At 44.0% G+C, this 14,575-nt stretch carries 14 protein-coding genes; 7 read left to right on the top strand and 7 right to left on the bottom strand.

The annotated features are described in order from the left end of the window. The first annotated feature begins 14 nt into the window (after positions 1–14). The 3 genes from AC5RDS_RS15880 (at position 15) to AC5RDS_RS15870 (ending at position 2,152) form a co-directional block, all read left to right on the top strand. Positions 15–599: a hypothetical protein gene (locus AC5RDS_RS15880; RefSeq protein WP_013613245.1), complete on the top strand. Its 585-nt coding sequence runs from the start codon at positions 15–17 to the stop codon at positions 597–599. Positions 600–708: 109 nt separating this feature from the next. Next, complete coding sequence (locus AC5RDS_RS15875; RefSeq protein WP_118112885.1) at positions 709–939, top strand: hypothetical protein; 231 nt, start codon at positions 709–711, stop codon at positions 937–939. 4 nt (positions 940–943) lie between these two features. After that, positions 944–2,152 carry a DUF4934 domain-containing protein gene (locus AC5RDS_RS15870; RefSeq protein WP_215658046.1) on the top strand — a complete coding sequence of 403 codons (1,209 nt, stop codon included), beginning with the start codon at positions 944–946 and terminating at the stop codon, positions 2,150–2,152. A 49-nt stretch (positions 2,153–2,201) separates the two neighbouring features. Here the strand turns inward: AC5RDS_RS15870 and AC5RDS_RS15865 are convergent, their stop codons facing one another. The 4 genes from AC5RDS_RS15865 to AC5RDS_RS15850 form a co-directional block, all read right to left on the bottom strand. After that, positions 2,202–2,453, bottom strand: coding sequence for a hypothetical protein (locus AC5RDS_RS15865; RefSeq protein ID WP_013613248.1), 252 nt, complete (start codon positions 2,451–2,453; stop codon positions 2,202–2,204). Between the two features lie 132 nt (positions 2,454–2,585). After that, the gene (gene lon / locus AC5RDS_RS15860; RefSeq protein WP_118103297.1) at positions 2,586–5,006 is read right to left on the bottom strand and encodes an endopeptidase La; all 2,421 of its coding nucleotides are present in this window, start codon (positions 5,004–5,006) and stop codon (positions 2,586–2,588) included. A 234-nt stretch (positions 5,007–5,240) separates the two neighbouring features. Beyond that, a complete protein-coding gene (locus AC5RDS_RS15855) occupies positions 5,241–5,504 on the bottom strand; it encodes a type B 50S ribosomal protein L31 (RefSeq protein ID WP_013613250.1) in 264 nt (87 codons plus the stop codon). A 119-nt stretch (positions 5,505–5,623) separates the two neighbouring features. Further along, positions 5,624–6,358 carry a Fic family protein gene (locus AC5RDS_RS15850; protein WP_046405059.1) on the bottom strand — a complete coding sequence of 245 codons (735 nt, stop codon included), beginning with the start codon at positions 6,356–6,358 and terminating at the stop codon, positions 5,624–5,626. A 119-nt stretch (positions 6,359–6,477) separates the two neighbouring features. Between AC5RDS_RS15850 and pgeF the strand changes: the two genes are divergently transcribed. The 3 genes from pgeF to AC5RDS_RS15835 all read left to right on the top strand — a co-directional run bounded on the left by pgeF (position 6,478) and on the right by AC5RDS_RS15835 (position 8,686). Continuing rightward, positions 6,478–7,263, top strand: a complete 786-nt coding sequence (gene pgeF / locus AC5RDS_RS15845; RefSeq protein ID WP_118112914.1) for a peptidoglycan editing factor PgeF — start codon at positions 6,478–6,480, stop codon at positions 7,261–7,263. A 346-nt stretch (positions 7,264–7,609) separates the two neighbouring features. After that, positions 7,610–7,966, top strand: a complete 357-nt coding sequence (locus AC5RDS_RS15840) for a CidA/LrgA family protein (protein ID WP_013613253.1) — start codon at positions 7,610–7,612, stop codon at positions 7,964–7,966. A gap of 27 nt (positions 7,967–7,993) precedes the next feature. After that, complete coding sequence (locus tag AC5RDS_RS15835) at positions 7,994–8,686, top strand: LrgB family protein (RefSeq protein ID WP_013613254.1); 693 nt, start codon at positions 7,994–7,996, stop codon at positions 8,684–8,686. 451 nt (positions 8,687–9,137) lie between these two features. Here the strand turns inward: AC5RDS_RS15835 and AC5RDS_RS15830 are convergent, their stop codons facing one another. The 3 genes from AC5RDS_RS15830 to sppA are packed head-to-tail and all read right to left on the bottom strand — an operon-like array spanning position 9,138 to position 12,829. Continuing rightward, complete coding sequence (locus tag AC5RDS_RS15830; protein ID WP_013613255.1) at positions 9,138–9,962, bottom strand: purine-nucleoside phosphorylase; 825 nt, start codon at positions 9,960–9,962, stop codon at positions 9,138–9,140. Then, positions 9,940–10,992, bottom strand: a complete 1,053-nt coding sequence (lpxK, locus tag AC5RDS_RS15825) for a tetraacyldisaccharide 4'-kinase (protein WP_013613256.1) — start codon at positions 10,990–10,992, stop codon at positions 9,940–9,942. The genes AC5RDS_RS15830 and lpxK overlap by 23 nt, the downstream gene beginning before the upstream one ends. Positions 10,993–11,029: 37 nt before the next feature. After that, a complete protein-coding gene (sppA, locus tag AC5RDS_RS15820; RefSeq protein WP_046405057.1) occupies positions 11,030–12,829 on the bottom strand; it encodes a signal peptide peptidase SppA in 1,800 nt (599 codons plus the stop codon). 244 nt (positions 12,830–13,073) lie between these two features. Here sppA and murA point away from each other — a divergent pair, with 244 nt between their 5' ends. Next, a complete protein-coding gene (gene murA, locus AC5RDS_RS15815; protein WP_013613258.1) occupies positions 13,074–14,381 on the top strand; it encodes a UDP-N-acetylglucosamine 1-carboxyvinyltransferase in 1,308 nt (435 codons plus the stop codon). Positions 14,382–14,575: the final 194 nt, after the last annotated feature.

The raw sequence follows: 14,575 nt of genomic DNA, 5'->3' as shown, positions 1-14,575 counted from the left end.
AAATAAAACAGATCATGAAGAAAATACTGTTCTTCGGTTTATTTTTATGCTTGGGTATGACCCTCAAAGCACAATATGGAGGCGAAATGACGATCGGAGCCCGGTTGAATTACACCGGAGGCGGGAAATTAGTGACCTATGACGGGAAGATTGTCAATCTGGGATATACCATCAAAGGCATTGTTTCGCCAGGTTATTTTGTGACGAATAATATCGCCTTGGGGGCCGATCTGGCTTACGAATATATGATGGATGACGAGGGACACCAGTATACACTGGAGACAGGTGGATTTTTCCGGCTGTATGCTCCTCGTGGGGGAGTCCGGTTATACCTGCAGGGAACCAGTGGATATGGCTGGGGAAAAAGCTTTCTGAAAAAAGGACACGATGGAAAACACGAATTATGGGTGTCTACCTTGAAACCGGGCTTATGGGCGCGGCTCAAAGAGTATCTGGCTTTGGATATTAGCTTGATGAGCCTGGAATATAAAGAAGTGTATATGAGGGATAAAGTTTCCAACAAACGGGTGACCGATAGCCGGTGGCGCTATAATTGGTTGGATATCAGCTTCGGAGTGGTTTTTATTATCGGACTTTAATCACTGGAAAATTTTTATTTTCGGGCATTATTGATAAATTATTTAGAAATAGTTGTTTTTATTAATATAAATTAATATGTTGCAATTATTAATCTAAACCATTTGTATTATGAAAACAGCATTGAAAAAATCATTCGTTTTGATAGGAATAGCCTTGTTTTTTGTTTTGATGGCCTGGGCCGAACAAAAAATATGGGCTTGGGATAAAAATGTACTTGAAGAAGAGTATTGTATCTCCGGATATTTTGAAAAAAACGGTGAAAATGCAACGACAGTATATGGTTATTGCGTTTGTTTCCAAGGTTTTTGGGGGCCTCAGTGTCAATTCATAGCAGAATAATCCTATGTTGTATCGTTTTTCGATTGTTTTTCTTATAGGGCTTTGTTTGGTGGCATGTTCTTCCGGGAGTATGCAGGAAGAGTCGGTACCGGTTATTCGTTTTAAGCCTGATGAAGCCCGGACATTGAAGATGTCCGAGCTTTTCGATGGATATGAAGTGCTGACTTTTAAAGGGATCGTATGTAATAGAATCGGAGACTTTGTAAAAATGGGGGATCGGATTGTTGCGACTTCCATAGTGACCGAGGGCATGACTGATGTGGTAACCTTGAGCGTATTCGATTCTGCCGGTGAGTTTCAGCACACTCTTGGCCGGTTTGGCCGTGGACCGGATGAATATCTTTATTTGCCGCATGAAATTGTATTGACCCCTGATTCGAATGTATTAGCCGGGGATGTATTGGGTTTTCATTGCTATGCTTTGGACGGAACGTTGCTTTGGCAGAAGAAATCCGAGCATCCTTCTTATGAATATGGAGTGGGGTATTTTAAGTGGATGCTGAATGATAGTTGTGCAGTATATCTAAACACACCTGTTTGTGGATCGACATATCGGTCTGAGGAATGTTTGGTGAATCTGGTAAACTGGAAGAGCGGACAGTTAAAAATTTCTTATTTCCCAGGTCAGAAGGTAGGGAAATATGCTGTAAGGAATAAGTCGTATGTAGTGAATGATACCTTTTGTTATTATTCTGATATCGACAATAGTATTTATCAGGTTTCGGAAGATACGGTTACCTTACGTTATTATTTAGATAAAGGTTCTTTTAAAAACTTTCGTCTATGCGGAAAGGCTGGGTATTCAGATAATTGTTTGACTGTAATTGAGATGTCGGAAAATAATAAATATGTTTTGATTGTAGTTTTAGTGAATCAAAAATATTATTTATTGGTTTATGATAAGTTGAAAAAAGTAACCTGTAATTATGATTTAGTGGACGATGATTTGTTGTCGGTGGGAAATTTCAGATATAAACCGAATGCAGTGTTGCGATTATACCATAACTGGAACCCGGGCATGCGTCAGTGCGACGATTATATGTATTTTTATTTTCCCTCTTCTGATTACTGTATGATGCTGGACCGCTTGAAAGCCTCCTTGAATGAGGAACAATGGGAGGCCTACCGACGGGCTCACCCCGATCTCATGAAAATCTACCGGGAGCAGGGGGAGGAAGGAAATACGGTAGTTGTAGGATATCGGTTCAAATAATGATATTAAGACCGGGGATCTTAATATCATTATTTGAGTTTACGTGTGTCTACATATTGCTTAAGAGTAGTCCGCCGATGGCTCCCCAAAACAGGATCACCAATACAAATCCGATCAGCATAAAGATAAGAGTAGCTTTTGCCCAATTGGCTTTACTGACAGGAGTACCGGCACTGAAAGCCCAGACTAATAACATAATAAAATTCACAAAAGGAATACACATCAGGATCATCGTAATGATCCAATCACCGATTGTAACGATCGATTGATTCCGGGTGGTTTGCAGTTCTTGATTTTCCATGAGTTTTTTTTTAGGTAGTTATATATATTTATACTTGTAAACATACTTTTAAATAGTTACAACGGTTCAGAAGTCAAGTCGGACTGCTATCGCCGTTATAACTAAAAACCATAGGTCTCACAGGAGATTCCTTTATGCTTTTAGAAGCGCTGTTTCCAGCACTTCTTTGATATGATCCGCATAGTGGAATTTCAGCCCTTTCAGGTATTCTTTTTTGATATCGTCGATATCTTTTTTGTTTTCACTGCAAAGGATGATCTCTTTTATTCCGGCTCGTTTGGCGGCCAGGATTTTTTCGCGGATTCCCCCTACCGGTAATACTTTGCCACGGAGGGTGATTTCTCCGGTCATGGCGATGGCTTTTTTCACTTTCCGGCCGGTGAGGGCGGATACTAGTGCAGTAACCATGGTGATCCCTGCCGAAGGTCCGTCTTTGGGAACAGCTCCAGCCGGAACATGGACGTGGATGTCGTTTTCTTCGAACATCTTTTCGTCGATCCCGATCTCTTTTGCATGCGATTTGATGTATTCGAGTGCTAAAGTAGCGGATTCTTTCATCACTTCTCCCAGGTTACCGGTCAGGCTAAGATGCCCTTTGCCTTTGCTGTAGCTCGATTCTATATAGAGAATTTCTCCTCCTGCGGCTGTCCAGGCTAATCCGGTCACGACACCGGGTAGTTCGTTCCCTTGATATTCCTCCCGGGAGAAAATCGGGCTTCCCAGATATTCTTTCACCTTATTTTCGTCGAGCGTAATCGTGAATTTTTTATTCATAGCGACCTTCCGGGCCACATGGCGCATAATTTTAGCTATGGTCATGTCCAGACTACGAACGCCCGATTCGCGGGTATATTTCTCGATGATCAGGTCGATGATCTCGTCTGGGATCGTTACATGCCCGGCCGTAATTCCGTGGTTTTCCAATTGCTTCGGAATCAGGTGCCGCTTGGCGATTTCCCGTTTTTCCTCCATGAGGTAACCCGTCACTTCGATGATTTCCATCCGGTCGCGCAAAGGACCTGCAATCGTGCTGAGGTCATTGGCTGTGGCGATGAACATCACTTTCGACAGATCATAGTCGATATCCAGAAAATTATCGTGAAAACTGCCGTTTTGTTCCGGGTCGAGCACTTCCAACAGGGCAGATTGAGGATCCCCCCGGAAATCGTTACCCACTTTATCGATCTCATCCAGAATGAAAACAGGATTAGAAGTTCCTGCTTTTTTGATACTCTGAAGGATTCGTCCCGGCATAGCTCCGATATAGGTCTTCCGGTGTCCCCGGATTTCCGATTCATCGTGCAATCCACCTAAAGACATCCGTACAAATTCGCGGTTCAAGGCCCGGGCTACAGATTTTCCCAGGGAAGTTTTACCTACTCCCGGAGGGCCGTAGAGGCACAGAATCGGCGATTTCATATCGGCTTTTAACTTTAAAACCGCTAAGTATTCTAAAATTCTTTCTTTTACTTTCTCCAGTCCGAAATGATCGGCATCCAGTACCTGGCGTGCATGTTCCAGATCCAGGTTGTCCTCCGAGAGGTGATTCCAGGGCAGGTCCAGCATTTCCCTCAAATAATTGGATTGTACCGAGTAATCGGGGGAAGAAGGATTCAACCGTTTCAGCTTGTTCAGCTCTTTGTTGAAAATTTCCCGGACATTCCCGTTCCATTCTTTCGTTTCGGCCAGTTCCTCCAGTTCTTTGATTTCCTCGTCGGTCGGATTACCTCCCAGTTCGTCCTGTATGGTCTTCATCTGTTGATGCAGGAAATATTCGCGCTGTTGTTTGTCGATATCCATTTTTACTTTCTTCTGAATATCGTTTTTCAATTCCAGTAAACTCACCTGCTTACTCAGGATTTCCAGTAGTTTGATCGCCCGTTGTTTCAGGTTGTCGATTTCCAGCAACTCTTGTTTATTCTGATAATCTACATCTGTATTCGAAGAGATGAAGTTGATCAGAAAAAGCATACTCTCGATATTTTTTAGCGCAAAACCTGCTTCATTAGGGATATGGCTGGAATATTTGACGATCTTGGAAGCCATATCTTTCAACGATTCTGCTATCGCATTGTATTCCGGATCGTTTTCAGGTACCCCTTCTTCTTTTTTCAAACTGATCTTCCCAACATGGTAAGGATCGTCGTAAAGGATATCTTCCAATAAAAACCTTCTCTTGCCTTGAATGATGGCTGTGGTGGTTCCGTCCGGCATTTCCAGTATTTTCAGGATAGAAGCTACTGTTCCGATCTGGTAAAGATCGTTTATATCCGGATTTTCAGTATTGGTATCTTTTTGTGCAACTACTCCGATCAGGGCACTCTGCCGGTAGGAATCTTTGATCAACTTTAAAGATTTATCCCGTCCGATGTTGATCGGAATGATTACGCCCGGAAATAATACCGTATTCCGTAGCGGTAAAATTGGCAGTGTGTCAGGAATCTGCATATTATCATTCAGCAGTTCTTTCTCGTCCCCCATGATGGGTAGGAAATCTGCCGAATCTTCTCCCATGTTCTGTAATAACACTGCTTTCAGATTTATTTTATCCATTTATTCGTCCTCTCTTGTTTTATGGTTATAAATTTTTATACGAGTAACAACTGACATTTTGTCAATGTTTTGTGTAAAAATAGAATTCATTACCTATAGCACAAATCCTGTGCCACAATTGAGTAGGGAGCATTTTGTTCCGAATGCTGATTTTGCTTAGGGAATAGAGGGAAGGAAATAAAAAAAGCGAAAAGTCTTCTTTTCGCTTTTTTTATTTCATTTAGAGAGAAACGATTATTTTTTTCTTTTTTCCATGTGGTCCTTGTAACGGTTCATGAATTTATCTACACGACCGGCAGTATCCACCAATTTCACTTTACCGGTATAGAACGGGTGTGAAGTGTTGGAGATTTCCATTTTTACCAACGGATATTCTACACCATCGATCTCGATGGTTTCTTTTGTTGCTGCAGTTGATTTAGTAATGGTAGTCGTGCCATTAGACATATCTTTAAATACTACCAGTCTGTAATTTTCAGGATGTATGCCCTTTTTCATTGTATGTAAAATTTTATAATTATTCTTTCCATTATCGGACGGCAAAGATAGCTCATCTATTATTAATTACAAAGAAAAATGAAGACTTTTTTTCGATGCTGGTTTTGAATGAGTTACTTTTAAATTTCCCTATTGAAGAATTTAATCTGTTCATGCAGGATAAATGCTTCGAGGGTTTCCGGTGTCTCACTGATTTTTCCCCGTTTCAGGGCATTGAGTAATTCTGCCCGGTCGTCGGCAAACAGGATGAGCAGGGGATGCTCTTCTTTCAGTTCCAAAAAGTTGATGAGCAGGATACCGGTTTCCAGATTGCAATAACCGAATGGCTTGATATGCATAAAATCGTACATGAAGTTGGCCACAATTTTAATGTTCTCGCTTACACCGGCTTCGGTTAGTTGTACATCGGTAGTCCGGCACAGATTGTCGAGCAGGAGGGGGATTTTACGGAAATCAGCCAAAGGGTATACTTCGTCATAATCCTCGCCGAGGCGGAAATCTCCTAACGAAGTATCGTAACGTCCCACAGAAGTAGTCGTTTCGCCACCGGTATGCTTCATGATACGGGCAGAAACCGCTCTGACAAACGAAAGGTCTAAAGGCTGGCGAAGGGCTGCTTGTTTTTCACAATATTGCCAGGCTTGCCAAAGATCGTAGACTTGACGGGTTGTCTCTGTCGATTGAGGTTTACCGGTACTGACGATGTTCTCGAATATTGTCGGTGGAAGGTTGTGTCCGCCCAACCGGAAAGTTTCGTATAAAAACAAATTCCGGACATAATTTTGATGTATCTGAGTCCGGGTGTCGGGTCGGGTGAGGTATGCTTGCCTTAATGTCAAATAGTCCTGTAACATATTTTTTTCTTAAACATACGTTGGAATCGGCTGAAAGTTTACTTTTATGACGGTTTGGAGCTTAAACTTTGGGGATTATCCGAACTTGGGCTAATTTTGTCGATCTAAAATGAATGGATATGGAGAAACTGCTTAGCGGGGATTTCCCTTTTTATCGGTTCCGGAATTTATCCGCTTATCCGGAATTGATGCATTTTGTCTCTTCGGGAGTTAAAAATATCGGATTTTCCGATCGGGAAAATCCTGAGATCATACAGCATAATCGCAGGAGCCTGGCGGAAGCTGCAGGATTTGAGGTAGAGCGGCTGATTACCGCCCGGCAGGTACATTCGGCGACAGTGCGGATCGTTACGGCTGAGGAAGCCGGGAGAGGGGCTTTGGATAGGGAAAGCCGTATTCCGGCAACGGATGCTTTGGTGACGAATCAGCCGGGGATATGTCTGATGGTGTTGTCTGCCGATTGTGTCCCGGTACTCCTGTTCGAACCGGAGAAAAGGGTGGTTGCCGCAGTACATGCCGGATGGAGAGGTACTGCGGCTAATATAGTCGTGGAAACCGTGCGGGTGATGCAGGAAAATTTCGGATGCGATCCCCAACGGGTAGTGGCGGCTATTGGCCCCTCGATCGGGAAATGTTGTTTCGAAGTCGGAGAGGAAGTGGCCCGGGTGTTTCAACAGTTATTTCCCGGTAATCAGGCGATCGTTGGTCTGGGAAAGCAACCGGGAAAATACCAGGTGGATTTGTGGGAAGCTAACCGTAAAGAATTGCTGGCATGTGGGGTGAAAAATGAAAATATAGAAGTGGCCGGTATGTGCTCGGTCTGTCATCCGGACCTTTTCTTCTCCTATCGGAGAGAAGGGGAGAAAGCGGGGAGGTTCGGGGCAGGGATCGGGATGAAAAGCTAGAGGTTAAAAAGCTGAAAGCAATAAGCTAGAGGCTAAAAGCTAAAGGCTAGAGGCTAGAGGCTAAAAGCTAAAGGCTAGAGGCTAGAGGCTAGAGGCTAAAGGCTAGAGGCTAAAAGCTAAAGGCTAGAGGCTAGAGGCTAAAAGCTAGAAGCTAGAAGCTGGAGGGTGAAAGCGATTAAGGAGGACGAACGTTTTCGTAAATTGCTGGGACAAAAATAATCGGATGGAGCATAACTTTGGGCTGAATATTATATTTTTGTATCGGTTTTCGAAGCTAATCCGCTCATTGCTTTTAGTTTATTGCTTTTAGCCTTTAGCTTATAGCCTTTTACCTTTTACTTTAACTATGTTACCAGGTATTTTTATTGTACTTTTCTTTTTTGCGCTCGGCGAGTTGGTGGGATGGCTGGTGAACGGTTTTATTCCCGGGAGTGTGATCGGGATGATGTTGTTGTTTACCGCTTTATGCCTGAAGTGGGTCAAGCCTGAACGTATCAAGCCTGTTGCCCGGTTTCTTTGTGATAACATGGCTTTGTTTTTTGTTCCTGCCGGGGTTGGGATTGTGAATGCCTTAGATATATTATCTCAGTATTGGCAGGCGGTATTGGTGGCCTGTGCCGTCAGTACGGTGGTGGTGATCGTCGTCGTGGCTTCGATACAACAATGGTTTGAGAAACATCGGAAAGGGGCGGAAGACCGTTGATTTAGAAATGTAAATGCTGTTTGGCTTATGACTGTTTTATTAAATTCCGAAATATTCATATTAACCTTGGTGATCGGGGTGTATCTCGCTGCTGTATGGTTGTTCAGAAAAACAAGACTGAGTATCCTGAATCCGTTGTTGGTATCTATACCCGTATTGGCGCTGATCACTCATTTCCTGGGGATTTCCTACGAGTCGTTTGAAAAAGGAAGCCGGATAATTAGTTTTATGCTTGGACCGACAGTTGTCGTATTAGGGTATTTACTCTACGAACAGATCGCCCAATTGAAAGAAAATGCTGTTTCTATCATTACTTCGGTATTTGTCGGTTGTATAACCGGGGTATTGAGCGTGATTTTTATTGCCCGGTATTTCGGTGCCGATCATGCTTTGATCGCTTCGTTAGAGCCGAAGTCTGTGACTACTCCGATCGCGATGAGTATTGCTGAACGGTCGGGAGGGATACCGGCCATTGCGGCCGTGGTGGTGATTGTCGTCGGTATTTTCGGTGGCTTGGTCGGTCCTTTTATTCTGGAGCGTTTAGGAATCAAAAGCCGGATTGCGCGTGGGTTGGCTTTAGGTTCTGCAGCCCATGGTCTGGGGACTGCCAAGGCCATGGAACTGGGAGCGGTAGAAGGAGCGATCAGCGGATTAGCCATCGGTGTGATGGGCATTATGACCGCCATTTTAGTGCCCGTGATCGAGTTGTTTATCGCCTGAACTATTTCAGATTCTCCAGTATTTCTTGTAAGGATTTGCCAGTTCCCTTTCAGGTCCGACAATTGACATTTTTCTCCCCGTACATTTTCAAGGATCGTTTCCGGTAGAGGGGCGCCAGGGGGGATGTGTTTTTTATTGTTCATTTCCCGAAGGTATTTTTCCCCTTTATCCGGTAAGATCTCTGCCATTTTCTTTACACGTGCCAGTTCCTTTTCGAAACGGTCGCTATAGGTGTAACTCATCACGTAGCGGGCGATGATGTTGTCGGTTGTCGACCGGATCAGCGCTAGCACGGTGAAGTGGGTTTTGAGCTTTTCTATTTTTTCTTTGGAAGTCCGGGCAGGACATACATATATGAAAAGAGTTAATGAGTTATAGAGTTGAATTAACTTGATATCCTTATAACTTACTAACTCTACAACTCTTTAAACTCAGTAACTCTTTAAACTCATCAACTCTCTTTCAGCTCTGCAATAATCTCGCGGAAGAGAGCGGTCATGCGGGGTTGGGCTGTATTGCCGATGTCCTGAACTTCGGTGTGGTTGGTTTTGATCAGTTCCGGTGAAGCCGTACTATTGGTGATTACCGACATACCGAAACATTCCATACCCATATGGCGGGCTACAATGATTTCGGGTACGGTGGACATGCCTACAGCATCTCCTCCGATAACCCGGATCCAGTTGTATTCTGCGGGTGTCTCGAAAGAGGGACCTTGCAGGCCGGCATATACACCGTGCTGTAACGGAATACCTAATTTTTTTCCGCATTCTTCTGCCAGCCGGATGATTCTGGGACTATAAGCATCGGTCATGCCGGGGAAGCGGGGCCCGAGCTCGTCGATGTTTTTCCCTCGCAGCGGATGTTCCGGGAAGAGATTGATATGGTCGGTGATGATCATCAGGTCGCCCACCAGAAATTGAGTGTTGACACCACCGGCAGCATTGGAAACGAAGAGATACTTCACGCCTAATTCATGTAATACCCGGATAGGAAAAGTGACTTCTTGCATCGGATAACCTTCATAAAAATGAAAACGTCCCTGCATTGCGATTACGTTTTTCCCGCCGAATTTCCCGATTAATAGATTTCCTTTGTGTCCTTGGACGGTGGATACCGGGAAATGAGGAATTCCGGCATAGGGAATCGTATGTTTTATTTCTATCGATTTGCCTAATTCTCCTAATCCTGTACCCAGGATGATACCGATCCGATATTTTTCCCCTTCCAGAAAACGGGAAATATAAGCTGCACTATCTTTGATTTTTCCTAACATATTCTGATATTTCGTTTAATAGTAAATCGTCTTGGTCGATAAATACGGGTTCCACCGGAATATAATAAATCACCCTTTGCAATTCTTCGGGTAAGGGACAAGCTTTCAGCCGCACCGCATCTTTTTCGGTGGTGAATATATATTTCTTCGGATTTTCGATGGATTCGAAAGCCCGGGCAATCTGCTGAAAATCTTTTTTGGAGAAATGATGATGATCCGGATACCGGATTCCGGTGATATCCGAGGTGAAAGTTTTCAAATGATCGATATAAGGACCGGGTTGTGCTATGCCTGTCAGGCACAGGATACTGCTACTTCGGTCCGGTACGATAGATTCGTATTGCGGGAAAAGAGGCTTGATCTTACCGTATTCCAGGGTGGTGAAGAAGAGTTGTTGATAAGGCTTTATCTTTAAGTGTTTGGATAAAATCCTCTTTTCTATCGGTTGGATACTTTTAGGACATTTAGTGACGATAATATAGTCAGCTCGCTTCAGTGCTTGTACGCTTTCCCTTAACCGGCCTGCCGGAAGCAGACAATCTTCGTGTACCGGACGGTTATAATCGATCAGAACGATATTTTTGTCGGCTTGTACATATCGGTGTTGGAAAGCATCGTCCAGCAGGATCACTTCGGGAGGTTCCGGTAAGGCAAGAAGTTTTTGGATTCCTCTCACTCGGTTACCATCACAAGCTACCAGAATATCCGGGTATTTACTTTTGATCTGCATCGGTTCGTCTCCGATTTCAGCGGCGGTAGAATGTTCGTTGGCCAGGATAAAGCCTCTGGTCTTGCGTTTATATCCCCGGCTAAGACAGGCTACCCGGAATTTCTTTTTTAGCTCCGAGATGATCAGTTCTGTATGAGGCGTTTTTCCGGTACCTCCTACAGTGATATTACCGACACAAATAACCGGAATCCTGAAAGTTTGTGATTTCAGGATTCCGATATGAAAAAGAAAATTACGTACTCCGGTGACAACACCATAAATAACACTGAGCGGCAGCAATATTATTTTGACAAATGCCATGGCCGTGGTTTTTGTTGATAAATAGCTCGTGAACTTGCTAGTTGAATGCAATATCATAGGGAATACGTGCCAGTAATCCCTGGTTTTCTACCTTATTTTTCATCTGTTCCCAAGTCGTATAGAAAGTGCCTAGTTCTTCTTTCAACAGGCGTGCTTTTACTTCTGTCGTAAACTCGGCGAATAATTCCTCTATCGGACTTTTTACTACCGGATATTCCGTCAGGTTGTATTTTTCGATACCGGCTTTCTGAGCCGCAATCCGAATCGCATCTTCTAATCCTCCCAACACATCTACTAAACCGATTTTCAGGGCATCTTCTCCGGTCCATACCCGTCCCTGAGCGATGGCATGAAGTTCGTCATGGGTTAAACCGCGGCCGGACATAACACGGCTCAGAAAGGTTTCATACCCCTGATTGACATAGTTTTGCAGTACATTCCTTTCGTAGGGAGTTAAAGCCCGGTTACTGACCGGTAAAGGGAGGGGATAGCTTCCGCCGAAATCACTGTGATCGTTGGTTTTGACTACATCGGTATGGATTCCCATCTTATCTTCGATCAGTTTTTCGCCACTGAAAAACATACCGAAGATTCCGATCGAACCGGTCAAAGTCGTCGGTTCGGCGACGATGGTGTCGGCTGCACACGAAATGTAGTATCCTCCTGAAGCTGCTACATTACCCATAGAAACGATCACCGGTTTGGTTTGTGTGGCTAGTTCGACTTCCCGCCAGATAATGTCGGAAGTCAGGGCACTGCCTCCCGGTGAGTTTACGCGCAGGACGATGGCTTTCACAGTATTGTCTTCCCGGATTTTACGGATTGTTTTTGCGAGCTCCGGCCCTATGGTATTATTTTTTTGCTCCAGTCCGATTTCTCCGGAAGCATATACGACGGCAATTTTGTCTTTATTAAATTCGATCGGTACTTCCGGAACCGAGGCATTCTGATAATCGGTCAGAGCAATCTGGTTCAATGGATCCGAACTTCCTACCCCACATTTCTCCTTCAATAAGGCAAGCATCTGATCTTCGTAGAGAACACCGTCGAAGAAACCGAAATCCTGAAATTGGCGGGTAGTGTAGAAATCGAAACGATTCGCCAGGGCATTGATCGAATCGACGGGGATGTTCCGGCTTTCTGCAATTCCTTTCACAATCGTCCCCCAGGAAGAATCGAGGTATTTCTGTACCTGTTCCCGGTTGGCGGGACTCATTTCGTCGGAGATAAAAGGCTCTACGGCCGATTTAAATTTACCGACTTTCACTACTTCGGGTTGTATGCCCAGTTTGGCCAGAGTCTCTTTGTAAAAAGAGATGCTACTGCTCATTCCGGTTAACAACAAAGGTGTTTCGGGGTTTACAAAGATTTTGTCGGCAACGGTAGCCAGATAATAACTTTTTTGGGAATATCCCAGATTCGAATAACTGTAAATAAACTTTCCGCTTTCCTTGAATTTTTGTAAAGCGTTCCGGATTTCCTGAGTAAAGGCCAGGGCTCCGAAATTTCCCTGAATTTCGGTCAGGTCCAGATAAATTCCCTGGATACGCGAATCCTTGGCTGCTTTTTGTATGCTGGCTAATATTTTATTTAATCCCAGATTTTTCTTTGGAGTGAATGAGAGAAAATCGATATTGTCGAGCGGATTGTCGGAAGTCCGGTCCAGAATTTCTCCTTCCAGTTTAATAGTTAAAATACTATTATTTTTTACAGTAACTGTTTTTTCTGAAAAAGAAGCGATGGCTCCGATAAACCCGATAAAAATAAAAAACAGAATAACATGGACAATCATTATACCCACAATAGTCGCCAGGGTATATTTCAAAAAGCTCTTCATCTCCGAATATTTTGAATATTTATTACAATACCTACAAATGTAACCATATAATTGATTTAAGACAATATAAAATTGAAGTTATTTTTGTTTTACGCCTTTTTTGATAACTTTGAATGATTGAATCGGATTTTAAATTGATGGGCGGTTTAGGAATGACGATTGGCGATTAGAAGTTGATACAGAGTTTGTTGATATGGATAGTTTGTTTTTCGGCAGTCGTTTGCCGTTCTTTTAAATAAGCGATATGAGTAAATTTGCAATTACCGGAGGAAGAAGACTGAAAGGGGAATTATGTCCTCAGGGAGCTAAAAATGAGGCATTACAAGTGATCTGTGCCTGTTTACTGACCAAAGAAGAGGTAACCCTATCCAATGTCCCTGAGATTCTGGATGTTTTGAAGCTGATCGAATTATTGCAGGGGATGGGCGTACAGGTCGGACACCCTGCACATGGAGAATTTGTCTTCAAGGCTTCGGATATCAACTTTGATTATTTCGAAACGGAAGATTTTTATAATAAAGCGGTCAGTCTGAGGGGGTCTATCATGATTCTCGGGCCACTATTGGCAGTCTACGGGTGTGGATTGATCCCTAAGCCCGGTGGAGATAAAATCGGCCGGAGGCGGTTGGATACTCATTTCCTGGGTTTTGAGAAATTAGGGGCTACTTTCGATTATAATAGTTCGGAAGGTTGCTTCCGGGCTTCGGCTGAGAAATTACGGGGATGTTATATGTTGCTCGACGAAGCTTCGGTGACAGGTACGGCTAATATTATTATGGCTGCGGTATTGGCAGAGGGAATGACTACGATTTATAATGCGGCTTGTGAGCCATATATCCAGCAATTATGTCTGATGCTGAATGCGATGGGCGCCCGGATTTCGGGGATTGCTTCGAATCTTCTGACCATAGAGGGAGTAAAGGAGCTGAAAGGTTGTCATCATCGTTGTCTGCCCGATATGATCGAAGTGGGAAGTTATATCGGATTGGCTGCGATGACCCGTTCGGAGATTACGATCCGGAATGTGAATATACGCCAATTGGGAATCATTCCCGATTCTTTCCGCCGTCTCGGTATCCGGATCGAGGAACGCGGAGACGATCTGTATATTCCGCGTCAGGAGCATTATATGATCGAGGATTTTATCGATGGCTCGATTCTAACGGTTGCGGATGCGCCCTGGCCCGGTTTGACACCCGACTTACTGAGTGTGTTCCTGGTGGTCGCTACCCAGGCTAAAGGAAGTGTGTTGATTCATCAGAAAATGTTCGAGAGTCGCTTGTTCTTTGTAGATAAGCTGATCGATATGGGAGCTAAGATTATCCTTTGCGATCCCCACCGGGCGACAGTCATCGGACAGAATCACGAATCACAGTTAAGGGCTACCAAAATGACCTCTCCCGATATTCGGGCCGGTATTGCTCTGTTGATCGCCGCTCTATCGGCTCAGGGAGTCAGTACAATTCATAATATCGACCAGATCGACCGGGGGTATGAGCATATCGATGAAAAATTGAATGCGATCGGTGCAGAGATCCGAAGGATCGGATGATACTTGGTTTAAAGGTAGAATTATTCTGTCGTTACTTATTCGTCTTCGGTGATCGGAATTGTCGACCCGGTCGCTTCTGTCGGTCGTCTGGCTTTTTCTATCACTGACCGGCGGAACTCCTCGCAAGCTCGTCAGACACCACCGGTCGGGCGTTCAGAAAAAGTAAGACGACACTCGCCAGAGCTCCAATGGTC

The sequence above is a fragment of the Odoribacter sp. genome, assembly GCF_985060555.1.
This window is presented reverse-complemented; position numbering and strand designations above follow the sequence as displayed.

What these genes read in the sequence shown, in the direction of transcription:
- AC5RDS_RS15850 (WP_046405059.1), bottom strand. Translation starts at nt 6,358, where the DNA reads ATGTTACAGGACTATTTGACATTAAGGCAAGCATACCTCACCCGACCC.
- sppA (WP_046405057.1), bottom strand. Translation starts at nt 12,829, where the DNA reads ATGAAGAGCTTTTTGAAATATACCCTGGCGACTATTGTGGGTATAATG.
- AC5RDS_RS15875 (WP_118112885.1), top strand. Translation starts at nt 709, where the DNA reads ATGAAAACAGCATTGAAAAAATCATTCGTTTTGATAGGAATAGCCTTG.
- AC5RDS_RS15840 (WP_013613253.1), top strand. Translation starts at nt 7,610, where the DNA reads ATGTTACCAGGTATTTTTATTGTACTTTTCTTTTTTGCGCTCGGCGAG.
- AC5RDS_RS15870 (WP_215658046.1), top strand. Translation starts at nt 944, where the DNA reads ATGTTGTATCGTTTTTCGATTGTTTTTCTTATAGGGCTTTGTTTGGTG.
- AC5RDS_RS15855 (WP_013613250.1), bottom strand. Translation starts at nt 5,504, where the DNA reads ATGAAAAAGGGCATACATCCTGAAAATTACAGACTGGTAGTATTTAAA.
- AC5RDS_RS15835 (WP_013613254.1), top strand. Translation starts at nt 7,994, where the DNA reads ATGACTGTTTTATTAAATTCCGAAATATTCATATTAACCTTGGTGATC.
- AC5RDS_RS15830 (WP_013613255.1), bottom strand. Translation starts at nt 9,962, where the DNA reads ATGTTAGGAAAAATCAAAGATAGTGCAGCTTATATTTCCCGTTTTCTG.
- lpxK (WP_013613256.1), bottom strand. Translation starts at nt 10,992, where the DNA reads ATGGCATTTGTCAAAATAATATTGCTGCCGCTCAGTGTTATTTATGGT.
- murA (WP_013613258.1), top strand. Translation starts at nt 13,074, where the DNA reads ATGAGTAAATTTGCAATTACCGGAGGAAGAAGACTGAAAGGGGAATTA.
- lon (WP_118103297.1), bottom strand. Translation starts at nt 5,006, where the DNA reads ATGGATAAAATAAATCTGAAAGCAGTGTTATTACAGAACATGGGAGAA.
- AC5RDS_RS15880 (WP_013613245.1), top strand. Translation starts at nt 15, where the DNA reads ATGAAGAAAATACTGTTCTTCGGTTTATTTTTATGCTTGGGTATGACC.
- pgeF (WP_118112914.1), top strand. Translation starts at nt 6,478, where the DNA reads ATGGAGAAACTGCTTAGCGGGGATTTCCCTTTTTATCGGTTCCGGAAT.
- AC5RDS_RS15865 (WP_013613248.1), bottom strand. Translation starts at nt 2,453, where the DNA reads ATGGAAAATCAAGAACTGCAAACCACCCGGAATCAATCGATCGTTACA.